General features: G+C 71.8%; 10 protein-coding genes. 1 reads left to right on the forward strand and 9 read right to left on the reverse strand.

Annotated features, from left to right (window positions below; all coding sequences use genetic code 11):
* Positions 1–47 precede the first annotated feature (47 nt).
* Positions 48–863: an ABC transporter ATP-binding protein gene (locus IEY98_RS27065; protein ID WP_189213479.1), complete on the reverse strand. Its 816-nt coding sequence runs from the start codon at positions 861–863 to the stop codon at positions 48–50.
* Between the two features lie 87 nt (positions 864–950).
* Here IEY98_RS27065 and glgX point away from each other — a divergent pair, with 87 nt between their 5' ends.
* Complete coding sequence (gene glgX / locus IEY98_RS27070) at positions 951–3086, forward strand: glycogen debranching protein GlgX (RefSeq protein ID WP_229787547.1); 2136 nt, start codon at positions 951–953, stop codon at positions 3084–3086.
* A 167-nt stretch (positions 3087–3253) separates the two neighbouring features.
* Here glgX and IEY98_RS27075 read toward each other — a convergent pair whose 3' ends face one another.
* From IEY98_RS27075 to treS, 8 genes are all read right to left on the reverse strand, one after another.
* Entirely contained in the window at positions 3254–3760 is a 507-nt protein-coding gene (locus tag IEY98_RS27075; protein WP_189213481.1) for an HAD domain-containing protein, read from the reverse strand.
* Positions 3760–4344: a phosphoribosylanthranilate isomerase gene (locus tag IEY98_RS27080; protein ID WP_189213482.1), complete on the reverse strand. Its 585-nt coding sequence runs from the start codon at positions 4342–4344 to the stop codon at positions 3760–3762. The genes IEY98_RS27075 and IEY98_RS27080 overlap by 1 nt, the downstream gene beginning before the upstream one ends.
* 73 nt (positions 4345–4417) lie before the next feature.
* Complete coding sequence (locus IEY98_RS27085; protein ID WP_189213483.1) at positions 4418–5881, reverse strand: neutral zinc metallopeptidase; 1464 nt, start codon at positions 5879–5881, stop codon at positions 4418–4420.
* A gap of 74 nt (positions 5882–5955) precedes the next feature.
* On the reverse strand, positions 5956–7332 hold the full coding sequence (locus IEY98_RS27090; RefSeq protein WP_229787549.1) for a neutral zinc metallopeptidase: 1377 nt from the start codon (positions 7330–7332) through the stop codon (positions 5956–5958).
* Positions 7333–7368: 36 nt separating this feature from the next.
* Positions 7369–9540, reverse strand: coding sequence for a 1,4-alpha-glucan branching protein GlgB (gene glgB, locus IEY98_RS27095; protein WP_189213484.1), 2172 nt, complete (start codon positions 9538–9540; stop codon positions 7369–7371).
* A gap of 6 nt (positions 9541–9546) precedes the next feature.
* Positions 9547–9972 (reverse strand): CBS domain-containing protein, encoded by a 426-nt coding sequence (locus IEY98_RS27100; RefSeq protein WP_189213485.1) that lies wholly within the window; start codon positions 9970–9972, stop codon positions 9547–9549.
* A gap of 107 nt (positions 9973–10079) precedes the next feature.
* On the reverse strand, positions 10080–11429 hold the full coding sequence (locus tag IEY98_RS27105; protein WP_189213486.1) for a maltokinase N-terminal cap-like domain-containing protein: 1350 nt from the start codon (positions 11427–11429) through the stop codon (positions 10080–10082).
* Entirely contained in the window at positions 11426–13219 is a 1794-nt protein-coding gene (treS, locus tag IEY98_RS27110) for a maltose alpha-D-glucosyltransferase (protein WP_189213487.1), read from the reverse strand. The genes IEY98_RS27105 and treS overlap by 4 nt, the downstream gene beginning before the upstream one ends.
* Between the last annotated feature and the right edge of the window lie 89 nt (positions 13220–13308).

Here is a 13308-nt window from a genome sequence, read left to right on the forward strand (position 1 = left end):
CTGTCCCTCCTGCTCGGTTGCTCCCGCGAAGGCTACCTGCCAGTAGCTCACGTCCGCCTGCGGGCGAAGAACCGCTCGTCCGCCCGCGTCAACTCCAACTGCTGCCCGAACGCCGCCGACAGGTTCTCGCTGGTCAGGACGTCCTCGATCGGGCCCTGCGCGACCACGCCACCGCCGCTGAGCAGCATGAGGTGGGTGTAGCCGGGCGGGATCTCCTCCACGTGGTGGGTGACCAGGATCGACGTCGGCGCGTCCGGGTCGTCGGCGAGGTCGGTCAGCCGGGCCACCAGGTCCTCGCGGCCGCCGAGGTCGAGGCCCGCGGCGGGCTCGTCGAGCAGCAGCAGCTCCGGGTCGGTCATCAGCGCGCGGGAGATCAGCGTGCGCTTGCGCTCGCCCTCCGACAGCGTGCCGAAGGTGCGGTCGGCGAGGTGGCCGATGCCCAGCGCCTTGAGCAGGTCCTCGGCGCGGCCGGTGTCGAGCCGGTCGTACTCCTCGCGCCAGCGGCCCAGCACGGCGTACCCCGCGCTGACCACGACGTCGAGCACCTTCTCGTCCGGCGGCACCCGGTTGGCCAGCGCGGCCGAGCAGAAGCCGAGCCGGGTGCGCAGCTCGAAGACGTCGACCTTGCCCAGCTGCTCGCCCAGCACCCGCACGGTCCCGGTCGTGGGGTGCAGCTCCGCGCCAGCAAGGCGCAGCAGGGTGGTCTTGCCCGCGCCGTTCGGGCCGAGCACCACCCAGCGCTCGTCCACCTCGACCTGCCAGTTCACGCCGGTCAGCAGGTGGGTGGTCCCGCGGCGGACACCCACGTCCGCCATGTGCACAACGAGGTCGTCAGGATCAGTCTGCGCCGTCACGCCGACCATTCTTTACTGCCGCCCGCACCCGGGCGGAACCGGCCACTCGGGTGCGGGGAATCGATCACGCCGCCCGGTTGAGACAGGATGGGGGGCGTGGCTTATTCGGACTCGCGCCTGCTGCCCGGTCACCCGTTCCCGCTCGGGGCCCACCCGGAGGCGGGCGGCGTGCGCTTCGCCGTCGCCTCGTCGGTGGCCGACGCCGTCGAGGTGTGCCTGATCGGCCAAGACGACGACGGCAACCCGGTCGAGCAGCGCGTCGAGCTGACCGAGCGCACGTTCGGCATCTGGCACGGCGTCGTCGCGGGCATCACCCCTGGTCAGCGCTATGGATTCCGCGTGCACGGGCCGTACGAGCCCGCGCGCGGGCTGCGCTGCAACCCCGCCAAACTGCTGGTCGACCCGTACGCGCGGCGGATCACCGGGTCGGTGCGCGACCTCGGCGCGACCCGCAGCCACCGCGGCGACCCGATGACCGGACCGCCGTCGCGGATCGACTCGCTGGGGTCGGTGCCGCTGTCGGTCGTCACCTCCCCCGGCGGACCGCACACCGGGCTGGCGCCGGAGGTGCCGTACGAGGAGTCGGTGATCTGCGAGCTGCACGTGCGCGGGTTCACCCGGCTGCACCCGGACGTGCCCAAGAACCTGCGCGGCACGTACCTGGGCCTGGCGCACCCCGCGGTCGTGGAGTACCTGCAGCGGCTCGGGGTGACGGCGGTGGAGCTGCTGCCCGTGCACTCCTACGCCGACGAGCCGCTGCTGCTGCGCTCGGGCAGGCACAACTACTGGGGCTACTCGACGCTGGGCTACCTCGCCCCGCACGCGGGGTACGCCAGCAGGCCGGGGCACGAGGTCGAGGAGTTCCGCACGATGGTCGCCGCCCTGCACGCGGCGGGCATCGAGGTGATCCTCGACGTGGTGTTCAACCACACCTGCGAGGGCGGGGTCGCCGGGCCGACGCTGTCGTACCGGGGGCTGGACGCGCCCGCGTACTACCTGCTGGACGACCAGGGCCGCGACATCGACCTCACCGGCTGCGGCAACACCCTCGACCCGGGCTCGCCCACGGTCGTGCGGCTGGTGCTGGACTCGCTGCGCTACTTCGCGGGCGAGATGGGCGTCGACGGGTTCCGGTTCGACCTGGCCTCGGCGATGGGCCGCCCGCGCGGGGGCGGGTTCGACCCGCACTCCGCGCTGCTCACCGCGATCGCCACCGACCCGCTGCTGTCGCGGCGCAAGCTGATCGCCGAGCCGTGGGACGCCACCGGCGAGGGCTACCGGGTCGGCGGGTTCGGCGTGCAGTGGGCGGAGTGGAACGGCCGCTTCCGCGACGGCGTGCGCGACTTCTGGCGCGGCGCGACCGGGGTGCGCGACCTGGCGTACCGGCTGTCGGGCTCGTCGGACCTCTACGCCGCGAACGGGCGGCGGCCGTGGGCGTCGGTCAACTTCGTCACCGCCCACGACGGCTTCACCCTGCGCGACCTGGTGTCGTACGACCACAAGCACAACCACGAGAACGGCGAGCACAACGCCGACGGCACCAACGACAACCGCTCGTGGAACTGCGGGGCGGAGGGCGAGACGCAGGACCCGGCCGTGCTGGCCCTGCGCGACCGGCAGGCCCGCAACCTGCTCGGGACGCTGCTGCTGTCCACCGGCATCCCGATGCTGGTGGCGGGCGATGAGCGCTGGCGGACCCAGCACGGCAACAACAACCCGTACTGCCTGGACAACCAGACGTCGTGGGTGGACTGGAGCCATTCGGAGCGCTCGGCGGGCATGCTGGCGTTCACCCGGCGGCTGACGGCCCTGCGCGCTGCCTCACCCGCGCTGCGCCAGCCGGAGTTCTTCGACGGCCGCCCGACCCGCTCCGGCGAGCCCGACCTGGTCTGGTTCCGCGACGACGGCACCCCGATGACCGACGCCGACTGGTTCGACGACTCCCGCCGCACCCTGGGCATGTGGATCGACGGCTCGGAGTGCCTCTCCCGCGACCGCGAAGGCGAACTCGTCGCCGACGACTCGTGGCTGCTGATCCTGCACTCGGGCCCGGAACCGGTGAAGTTCACCCTGCCCGCGGACCGCTACGGCCGCTGCTTCGTCCCCGAACTCGACAGCACCACCCCGTCCGGCCTGCCGAGGAACACCGACCCCCTGGCCCCCGCCACCGTCCTCAAACTGGGCCCCCACACCCTCCACCTACTCCGCGCCCCCCGAGTCGACCCGTCCTGATTCCCAGATGATCAGACCATCTGGGTTGCGAGCCTCAGATGATCAGACCATCTGACCCGCCAGTTCCAGATGCTCTCATCATCTGACCGGCCGTTTCAGATGGCGTCGCCATCCGGGCGCGATCTCGGATGAGCTGATCATCTGAAGCGCCAGCTCAGATGATCAGCTCATATGATGCGATCATGTGAGTGGTCAGCCTTGACGGCGGCTACCCACCGCGCGAGGTGGGCGAGGTCCCCCGTGGTGAGCCCGCGGGCCGGGTCGACGCGGTGGAGCAGTGCGGGGCCCGGGTGGTGCTCAGCGACCCAGGCGCGGTCGGCGTCGGTGATTTCGTCGTCGACCCAGATGAAGGGCCGACCGGCCGACCGCTCCACCAGCGGGCGGGTCTTCCAGTGCAACCCGAACCAGGCGTCGACGCCGTCCCGGCGCGGATCGGGCCAGTCCACCACCGCAAGGTCGGGCAGGCCGAGCACCGGGGCGACGCGTTCGTTCGCGTCCGCCATCCAGGTGGTCGCCCACACCAGGGTGCACCCGAGCGCCAGCAGCGGCGGGCCGAGGCCGGGGTCGATCCGGTTCAGGAGCGGGTTCGCCGAATCAGCGGGGCCGTGCTCCACCGGGTCGCCGCCGAACGGGATGAGCGGGCCGTCGACGTCGAGGTACAGCAGGGGGCGCATCAGCCCTTGGCGGCGGCGACGAAGTCCCTGATCATGGCCGGGTCCTTGACGCCCCTGCGGGCCTCGACGCCGCTGGAGACGTCGACACCCCAGGGGTGGGCCTCGGCGATGGCGGTGGCGACGTTGGCGGGAGTGAGCCCGCCCGCGAGCAGCCAGTCGCCGGTGGGGAGGTCCATGCCGGTGAGGTCCCAGCGCTCGCCGGAGCCGGGGATGGCCGAATCGAGCAGGAGCATGTGCTCGCCGAACGCGCCGACCTTGATGTCGGTGTCGCGGGACAGGGCGGTGGCCCGGATCAGGCGGTGGTCCGGGAAGTGGGCGAACGCCTCGCGCGGGTAGTCGCCGTGCAGCTGCACGGCGCGCACCCCCGCCTCCGCCGCCACCTCGGCCGCGCGCTCGGCGGGCAGGTCGCGGAACACGCCCACGGTGAGCACCGAGTCCGGGATCGCCTCGGCCAGCGCGCGGGCCGCGGCGGGCTCGACCTGCCGGGGACTGCGCGCGAACACGAAGCCGATCGCGTCGGCCCCCGCGGACACGGCGGCCTCGACGTCGGCGGCGGTCTTCAAGCCGCACACCTTCACGAACACGCCGTCAAGACTAGCCGGTGACGCCCGTGCGGCCTTCTCCCCACCGACCCCGGAAAGGCGACCCGCGCGCGTCCTAGGCGGAGAAGGCCCGTGCGCAGCCGTCGTCGCCCTCGAAGTAGCCGATGCGGAACGCCTCGACCCGGGCGAAGCCGGACGGCACCTGCTTGCCGGTCACGTCGGCGGCGATCAGGCTGTTGTCCTGCAGCAGCTCGGCCACGGCCTCGTCGAGGTCGCCGACCGCGATGTGCAGTCCGCCGTCGCCCTCATCCGGGGTCTTGTCGACCCTGAGCTGGGCCCACGCGCCCACCAGGCACGCCGTCCGCAGCCCGGCCTTCTCACCCTCCAGCGGGGCACCCACACCCTTCTGGACCGCCAGCGCGTACCGCGACACGATCTCGGCGAACGCCGCGAAGTCGCCGATCCCGTTGCCGTCGACACCCGGCTCCTCCCCGCGCTTCGGCGGAGAGGCGATCTTCACCAGCTCGGGAATGTCGGCGGCGACGGTGTTGGTGTCCGGGCAGTAGCTCACCGGCGGCGTCCCCGCCGAGCCGCCGCAGCTCGCGCCGTCCTTGGTGATGCTGGGCAGTTCCGCCTCGGTGCCCTGGAACGCGCTGGTCAGGGACTCCTCGAAGAGGCCGAAGATGTCCGGGTCGGTGATGTCGGCCTCGCCGCTCACGTCCTGGTCGCTGACGCTGCGCTCCTGGGCGGCGATGCGGCCCTCGATCTCCGGCACGTCCATCCGCGCGCAGCGCTTCGGGCCCTCGGTGAAGCCCTCCTGGAAGGCGAACACCCGGTCGAAGGCCAGGCCGTGGGCGCCCTGCTCCTTGGCCGACAGGCCCGCGGGGTCGCGGATGAAGAACATGGTGGCCAGGGCCTGGTTGAGGCCGGTGCCGGTGTTCATCGTGAAGTGCTTGGCCTTGCCCTCGGCGACGTACCGGAAGAAGCCGCCCGCGTAGCAGTCGGCCTGCTGCTCCTTGACGATCGTCGGCGTGGCCTGGTTGATGTTGGACTTCTCGCCGAGGCGGAACTGGACCGCGTGGCCCATCTCGTGGGCCAGGACCGCGACCACCGACATCGGGCCGAACTGCTTGTCCAGCATCGGCAGCAGCTTGCCCCGGTCCCAGGCGATGCTGTCGTCCGCGCCGCAGTAGAAGGCGTTGACCAGGCCCTTGGTGCTGGTCCCGCACAGCTCGACCGGCTTGCCCGCCGAGTCGTAGGAGGCCAGCCGGGCGATCGGCTCGAACTTCTGCCCGTCGAAGTCGGCGGGCATGCGCTCGTTCCAGTAGTCGTAGAGGTCGGCGACGACGTTGACCGCCAGCCGGTCCATCTCGCCGCTGTCGGCGTTCTCGACCGCCAGCTCCGCGTCGGCAACGCCCTCGCGCGGGCCGGTCGGCGCGGAGTTGTCGATGGGCAGGCCGCCCGCCGTGCCCGCGTCCACGGCGCCCGCCGCGCGTGGCTGACCGGGCACGGCCTGGCCGCATCCGGCGATCACGGCCACCGCGAGCGCGGCGGCCACGGCCACCCTGTTCACCCTCATCCGGACACCTCGAACCCCTGCGATCAACACGAACGCCAGCACCCTACTGGTCGGTCGGCCGCGCCGGGGGCGGTTCAGCAGTCCCGGGCCCCGGAGACGAACCCCTTGCGGAAGAGCGTGACCCGGTCGAACCCCGTCTCGACGGACGCGCCGTCGACGTCGCGGGCCACGTAGTCGTAGTGCAGGAGCACCTGGATCGCCTCGTCCATGTCGCCCGGGGAGAGGAACTGCTGCTCGCGCTGGAACAGCGACCCGGTGAACGCCCCGGTCAGGCACACGGCGGCGCGCTGGGCCTCCGGCCCGGCCACCGGCTTGCCCGCCGCGGCCAGCGACGCCAGGGCGTAGCGGCTGGTGATCAGGGTGCCGGTGGCGTAGTCGCCGATCTCGTCGTGGATCTCCGGCAGCTCCTCGGCCACGTCGAGCTCGACGGCGGCGCCGTCGGGGCAGAACGCCACCGGGCCCTGCCTGTCGGGCGTGCAGGCGGGCTGGCCCTCGGTCTCGCGCACCTGCGGCTGCCGCCAGCCCGAGCCCGCGACCTCGGCGAAGTAGGTGTTGAGGCTCAGGGTGATCGATTCCACGATCTGCCCGAACTCCAGGTTGCCGCCGCGCGCGGCGTCACCGGCGTCGATGAAGCCGGAGAGGGTGAAGGTGCGGTTGTCGACGGTCATCTCCGAGCACAGCTTCACCCCGGACTCGTACCCGTCCAGGAACGCCGAGACCCTGTCGAACGCGTCGCCGTGCGCGCCGCGGTCGGTGGCCTCGGTGCCGATCGGGTCGCGGAAGCTGACCACCGCGGTCAGCGCGGAGTCGAGCTGGTCGTGCCCGAACTGCAGGTGCTCGGCGTTGCCGTCGACCACCCAGCGGATGAACGCGCCCGCGTAGCAGTCGGCCATCGCCTCGATGAGGATGGTCGGGAACCGCTCCGGGTCCGCCCGCCGCTCGGACAGGCCCGCGCCGGTGCGGTTCTGCACGGCGTGGCCCATCTCGTGGGCGAGCACGAGCATGACCGCCGCCTCGCCGAAGCGGTCCTTGAGCACGGGCAGCAGCGCCGCGCGGTCCCAGGCGATGATGTCGGCGGTCGGGCAGTAGAAGGCGTTGCCCTCGACCTCGACCGCGGAGTCGGTGCACGGCGGCTCGGGCGCGTCGGCGTCGGCGGTGTCGACGGAGTAGTAGCCGCCGCCGAGGTCGGTGAACTCCTTGCCGAACGTCTCCGGGAACCGCTCACCCCAGTACGTGCGCAGGTCCGCCACGACGGTCGCGGCCAGCCGGTCGATCTCCCCGCCGTCGGTGTTCTCCACGACCGACTTCGGGTCGACCCCGCCGGGCTGGTCCCGCGAGATCACCCGTCCCTGCGACACCGGCTCGCCGGGGACCGTCGTCGTGCACGCCACCACGGCCGCCGACAGCAGCAGCGGAACGGCCAGCCTGATCCCCCGTAAACGCCCTCGCACGTGCCCAGTGTGCCCGATGGGCGTATGCCGGATGGCCTATTCCTCCGGGACCATCCACACCACGCCCTGCGGCGGGACGTTGAGCAGGGCCGACGCCGGGCGGCCGTGCCAGCTGATCTCCTGGGCCACGACCTCGCCGCCGTTGCCCACGCCCGAGCCGCCGTAGTCCGGCGAGTCGGTGTTGAGGACCTCGCGCCACCGGCCCGCGGTCGGCAGGCCGACCCGGTAGTCCCGGTACGGGATGCCCGCGAAGTTGGCCACGCAGGCGAGGGTGCCCCCGTCGCCGCAGCGCAGGAAGGTCACCACGTTGTTGCCGGAGTCGTTGGCGTCGATCCAGGAGAAGCCCTCGGGGCTGGTGTCGCAGGCGAACAGGGCGGGCTGCGCCCGGTACACCGCGTTCAGGTCGCGGACCAGCAGCTGGATGCCCGCGTGCAGGCGCTCCTCGGTCAGGTGCCAGTCCAGCGACCGGCTCTCCGACCACTCGCCGACCTGGCCGAACTCGCCGCCCATGAACAGCAGCTGCTTGCCGGGGTGGGCCCACATGTAGGCCAGGAGCGCGCGCAGGCCCGCGGCCTTGTTCCAGTCGTCGCCGGGCATGCGGTTCCACAGCGAGCCCTTGCCGTGCACGACCTCGTCGTGGGACAGCGGCAGCACGTAGTTCTCGCTCCAGGCGTACATCAGGGAGAACGTCAGCTCGTTGTGGTGGTACGAGCGGTGCACCGGGTCATGGCCGAGGTAGCGGAGCGTGTCGTGCATCCAGCCCATGTTCCACTTGAAGCCGAAGCCGAGCCCGCCCAGGTGCGTCGGCCGGGTGACCCCGGGCCAGGCCGTGGACTCCTCGGCGATCATCATGACGCCGGGGTGGTGCTTGTAGACGGTGGCGTTGAGCTCCTGCAGGAACCGCACCGCGTCCAGGTTCTCCCGGCCGCCGTGCGCGTTGGGCAGCCACTCGCCCTCGTTGCGGGAGTAGTCCAGGTACAGCATCGAGGCGACCGCGTCCACCCGCAGGCCGTCGATGTGGAACTCCTCCAGCCAGAACAGCGCGTTGGCGACGAGGAAGTTGCGGACCTCGGTGCGGCCGAAGTCGAACACCAGCGTGCCCCAGTCCGGGTGCTCGCCGCGGCGCGGGTCGCCGTGCTCGTACAGCGGGGTGCCGTCGAAGCGGGCCAGCGCCCAGCTGTCGCGGGGGAAGTGCGCGGGCACCCAGTCGACCAGCACCCCGATGCCGCGCTGGTGCAGGTGGTCGACGAAGTGGCGGAAGTCGTCGGGCGAGCCGAACCGCGAGGTCGGCGCGTAGTAGGAGGTCACCTGGTAGCCCCACGACCCGCCGAACGGGTGCTCGGCGATCGGCAGCAGCTCGACGTGGGTGAAGTTGTGCTCGACGAGGTAGTCGGCCAGCTCGGTGGCCAGCTCGCGGTACCCGAGGCCCGGCCGCCACGAGCCGAGGTGCACCTCGTAGACGCTGACCGGCGCGGCGCTCCAGTCGGTGGCCGAGCGCAGCGCCATCCAGTCGGCGTCGCCCCAGACGTGCTCCGAAGTGGACACCACGGACGCGGTCGCGGGCGGGTGCTCGGTGGCGAAGGCCATCGGGTCGGCCTTCTCGTGCCATGACCCGTCGGCGGCGTGGATGCGGAACTTGTACCTGGTCCCCGGGGTCACCCCGGGCAGGAACAGCTCCCACACCCCCGACGAGCCGAGCGAGCGCATCGGGTTGCCGCGCCCGTCCCAGCCGTCGAAGTCCCCGCACACCCTGACCCCGCGCGCGGTCGGCGCCCAGACCGCGAACGAGGTGCCCTCGACCCGCCCGGACGGGGTGTCGTAGGCCCGCACGTGCGCGCCGAGCACGTCCCACAGCCGCTCGTGCCTGCCCTCGCCGAACAGGTGCAGGTCCAGCTCACCGAGGGTGGGCAGCCAGCGGTAGGGGTCGTCGACGAGCACGACCTCGCCGGTGCCGTAGTCGACCTCGAAGAGGTACTCGGTGGGCGCCTCGGCCAGCACGGCCTCGAACAGCCCGTCGGCCACCTCGTCCATCTCGTGGCGACTGCCCTCGCCCGCCGTGCCGCCGACCAGGACCGCGACCGCCTTGGCGTGGGGACGCAGGGCCCGGACGGCCACCCGGCCCGGTTGACCGGGCAGCGGGTGGACGCCGAGCAGCGAGTGCGGGTCGTGGTGGGCTCCGGCCAGCAGCCGGGCGAAGTCGTCACGCAACGGTGTTCACCCTTGTATATAGGAAGTCAACTGGTCGCGGTCGCTCTCCAACTGGCTGATGCGGCTCTTGACCACATCGCCGATGCTGACGATGCCGACCAGCGCGCCGCCGGAGAGCACCGGCATGTGCCGGATGCGGCGCTCGGTCATCACGCCCGCCAACGAGTCGACGGTGTCACCCGGTTCGCAGGTGAACACCTCCGCGGTCATGATCTCGGCGACGGGCACGTCCAGCAGCCCGCCCCCGCGCTCGGCGAGCCCGCGCACGACGTCGCGCTCGGACACGATCCCCACCACCGTATCCCCGTCGACGACGACCAGCGCGCCGACGTTGTGCCGGGCCAGCTCGGCCAGCATGCCCGCCACCGTCAGCCCGGGGTCGACCGTGGCGACCGTCGAACCCTTGCTCCGCAGCACATCCGAGATCCGCATACGAGTTACCCCGATCCCGTCCGACGACACGTGAACGATCAGGTTAGCCACGTTCGGGCGGTCCGAGAACTCCCCGTCACCCACTTGCAGGCCTCCGACCTGCGGCATTATCCGGCCCTGCGCAATGCGGCGAGCGGGATGTCGAGCCAGTCCGGGCGGTGGCCCGCCTCGTACACGACCTCGTACACGGCCTTGTCCAGTTCCAACGCGCGCAGCAGCGCGGACTGCTCGCGGGGGTCGCCCGCGACCGCGGCGTAGCCGTCGCAGAAGGCCTCGCGGTTGCGGTCGGCCCACTCCAGCGCCCGGGTGAGCTGCTGGCGGTCCGGCTCGGTCCCGGCGAGCAGGTGCAGGGCGGCGTAGTCGAAGGAGCGCAGCATCCCGGCCACGTCGCGCAGCGGGGAGCGGGTGCGCAGTCGGTCGGCGGGGCTGGCCGCGGGCTCGCCCTCGAAGTCGATCAGCACCCAGCCCGTCGTGGTGCGCAGGGTCTGGCCGAGGTGCAGGTCGCCGTGCACCTGCTGGACGTCGACGCCGTCGAGCCCGCGCAGGGCGTCGAACGCCGCGCGCACCATCGGCTCGTGCTCGCCCAGCTCGGGCACCCGCGCCAGCGCGCGGTCGAGGCGCGCGTGCAGCTCGTCGACGGCGGCGCCGACCGCATCGGCGGGCATGCGCTCGGCGCCCAGCACCCTGGCCAGGTCGAGGTGCACCGTGGCCAGCGCCTCGCCGAGGCGTCCGGCCTCGCCCGCGAAGTCCCCGCCCACCTCGGCGGCGAACAGGTCGCCCTCGGCGAGCAGGTCGCGCACGCTGGCGGTGGCCGCTGCCCAGCCCTCGACCGAGTCGGCGAGGTAGCGCTGGGCGAAGCCGAGCACGAGCCCGTCCCAGCGCACCTCGGCGACCGGCTCGGCGACCTGCTCGCTGCCCGCGCGGAACAGCGCCCGGTGCAGCTCGACGTCGCGGTTGGGGCCCGGGGTCGGCCTGCGGAACAGCTTGAGGATGTAGTGGTAGCCGAAGATGATCGAGGTGTTGGACTGCTCCACCCCGATCGGCCGCGCCCGCAGCCCGGTGACCAGCCGGATGCCGGGCTCGGGCTGCCAGCTGATGCCCTCGGTCTCCCGGCCCGCGGCCATCAGGTCCAGCAGCAGGGCCATCAGCTCGGGGTCCTGGGTCGCCTCGTAGGCGTAGTCCCCGCCGACCCGCCCGATCCCGGCGTGCGCCAGGTGCTCGGGCAGCTCGGAGCGCAGCCCGATCAGCAGCTGGTAGGGCTCGGTCCCGCTGCCCTCGGCCGTGACGTCGACCAGCGCCTGGATGAGCGCGGGGTCGCCCGCGCCGAGCTGCGCCGCCGCGCGCACGTCGATCCGGGCGGGCCGCGACCCCTTGGCCGCGTACCAGCGCTGCCGGGGCAGCCACTCGGCCAGGTCGTCGGCCAGCGCGGCGACGACGTGCCGCGGGCGGGTCGTCATACGGGTTCGACCTCCTCTGTCCGGGTGCTGATCTGGAACCAGTAGAAGCCGTGGCCCGGCAGGGTCAGCAGATAAGGCAGTTCCCCGATCGCCGGGAAACGAACCCCGCCGGTCAGCTCCATCGGCACCCGGCCCCGGTACGGCGCCAGGTCCAGCTCCACCGGCTGGGGGAACCGCGAGAGGTTGTTGACGCAGAGGATGACGTCGTCGCCGTGGCGGCGCAGATAGGCGAGCACGCTCGGGTTGGACGAGCCCAGCTCGGCGAAGTCGCCCAGGCCGAACGCCGTGTGCTGGGTGCGCACCTGCAGCATGCGCCGCGTCCAGTGCAGCAGCGACGAGGTGTTGTTCATCTGCGCCTCGACGTTGACCGCCTGGAACCCGTAGATCGGGTCCATGATCACCGGCAGGTACAGCCGCCCCGGGTCGGTGCGGGAGAACCCGGCGTTGCGGTCGGGCGACCACTGCATGGGCGTGCGGACGGCGTCGCGGTCGCCGAGCCAGATGTTGTCGCCCATCCCGATCTCGTCGCCGTAGTAGAGCACCGGGGAGCCGGGCAGGCTCAGCAGCAGCGCGGTGAACAGCTCCTGCTGGTTGCGGTCGTTGTCCAGCAGCGGGGCCAGCCGCCGCCGGATGCCGATGTTCGCCTTCATCCTCGGGTCCTTGGCGTACTCGGCGTACATGTAGTCGCGCTCCTCGTCGGTGACCATCTCCAGGGTCAGCTCGTCGTGGTTGCGCAGGAAGATCCCCCACTGGGCGTTGCGGGGGATGGCGGGGGTCTGGGCCAGGATCTCCGAGATCGGGAACCGCGACTCCCGGCGCACGGCCATGAAGATGCGCGGCATCAGCGGGAAGTGGAACGCCATGTGGCACTCGTCGCCGCCGGTGGCCGGGTCGCCGAAGTACTCGACCACGTCGGCGGGCCACTGGTTGGCCTCGGCCAGCAGCACGCGGCCGGGGTACTCGTCGTCGACGACCTTGCGGCAGCGGCGCAGGAACTCGTGCGTGCGCGGCAGGTTCTCGCAGTTGGTGCCCTCCTCCTCGAACAGGTAGGGCACCGCGTCCAGCCGGAACCCGTCGATGCCCAGGTCCAGCCAGAACCGCAGCACGTCCAGCATCGCCTCCTGGACCTCGGGGTTCTCGTAGTTGAGGTCGGGCTGGTGGGCGAAGAACCGGTGCCAGTAGAACTGCCCGCGCACCGGGTCGAAGGTCCAGTTCGACGTCTCGGTGTCGACGAAGATGATCCGCGCGTCGGCGTACTGCTCGTCGTTGTCGCTCCAGACGTAGAAGTCGCCGTAGGGCCCCTCGGGGTTGTTGCGCGACTCCTGGAACCACGGGTGGGCGTCGGAGGTGTGGTTGAGCACCAGGTCGGTGATCACCCGGATGCCCCGCTTGTGCGCCTGGTCGAGCAGGTACACGAAGTCCTCGACGGTGCCGAACTCGGGCAGGATCGCCCGGAAGTCGCTGATGTCGTAGCCGCCGTCGCGCAGCGGGGAGGCGTAGAACGGCGGCAGCCACAGGCAGTCCACGCCGAGCCATTGCAGGTAGTCCAGTTTGTCGGCGAGGCCGCGCAGGTCTCCGGTGCCGTTGCCGTCGGAGTCGTTGAACGCGCGGACCAGCACCTCGTAGAAGACGGCCGTCTTATACCAGTGCGGGTCCTCCGGCGCTTGTCGGGCGTGGTCGAAGTCCTCCGACTGGGGCTCGGTGAGGTGACCGTCGGCGGTCAGGCCCTCTCCGGTGTGCGGGATTCCTTCCAGGCCCAGGGCAGCGTCCGGGGCAGCGGGGTGCGTCATGTGTCGCCTTTTGTCACCGTCGTCGTTGGCCGGTGGTGTGTCCGATGGGGTGGTATCCCCCCATTGTCAGGCAGGGGGCGCTTCCCCGC

It is taken from the genome of Actinokineospora fastidiosa (assembly GCF_014648415.1).
GTDB lineage: Bacteria > Actinomycetota > Actinomycetes > Mycobacteriales > Pseudonocardiaceae > Actinokineospora > Actinokineospora fastidiosa.